The following is a 979-nucleotide window of genomic DNA, read 5'->3' as shown; positions in this document are numbered from 1 at the left end:
CCGCAGGGCTGCGCGGGCGGTGCGGACGGTGCGGAACTCACCGTCGGGGCGCAGGACGTGTTCGTCGTCTCCGGCGGCGGACGGGGCGTGACGGCGCTGTGCGTGCGCGCCCTCGCCGAGCGGGTCCCGGCCCGGTTCGTCCTGCTCGGCCGCTCGCCGCTGGCGGACGAGCCCGACTGGGCCGTCGGCGTCGAGGACGACGCGCTCAAGTCCGCCGTGATCGCACGGCTGCGGGCCGAGGGCACCAGGCCCACGCCCCGCGAGGTGGAACGGATCAACCTGGGCCTGCTGTCGGCCCGAGAGATCCGCGCGACACTCGCCGCTGTGCGGGCCAGCGGCGGGCGGGCGGACTACGTCCCCGTCGACGTCACCGACGCCGCCGCCGTCCGCGCGGCACTCGGGGACCTGCGCGCGCAGGTGACCGGCATCGTGCACGGCGCGGGCGTGCTTGCCGACGCCCGGCTGGTGGACAAGACCGAGGCCGACGTGGCCCGCGTGTTCGCCCCGAAACTCGGCGGCCTGCGCGCGCTGCTCGACGCCCTGGCCGAGCCGGCCCTGGCCGAGCCGGCCGGCGACGACGGCTCGAGCAGCGCGTCGCTGCGGCACGTGCTGCTGTTCACCTCGGTCGCGGGCCTGTTCGGCAACCCGGGCCAGGCGGACTACGCGGCCGCGAACGAGGCCCTGTGCCGGGTCGCCGCCGCGCTGCGCCACGACCATCCCGACCGGCACGTCGTCGCCATCGACTGGGGTGCCTGGGACGGCGGCATGGTGACACCCGCGCTGCGGGAGCTGTTCACTGCCCGCGGCGTGGACCTGCTCGCCCCGGACGCCGGCGCCGCCGCGTTCGTCGAGACGCTGCGCGCCGACCGCGCGGATGAGGTCTGCATCCTGGTCGGCCCGGACCGGGAGGCGGGCTCACCCGCCGGACCGTCCACCGAACAGTGGGCGGCGGGTAGGTCGTGGAGCTCCTCGAGGCGCC

At 76.9% G+C, this 979-nt stretch carries 1 protein-coding gene; it reads left to right on the top strand.

Annotation, left to right across the window (positions count from 1 at the left end):
* Window positions 1–979: SDR family NAD(P)-dependent oxidoreductase (locus tag MXD58_RS25550; RefSeq protein ID WP_250610238.1), on the top strand; the 979-nt coding region annotated here is incomplete at both ends.

This window comes from Frankia sp. AgKG'84/4, from assembly GCF_023242965.2.
Taxonomy (GTDB): domain Bacteria; phylum Actinomycetota; class Actinomycetes; order Frankiales; family Frankiaceae; genus Frankia.
Note: the sequence above shows the minus strand (reverse complement) of the source record. Positions and strands in the feature narration are given on the sequence as shown.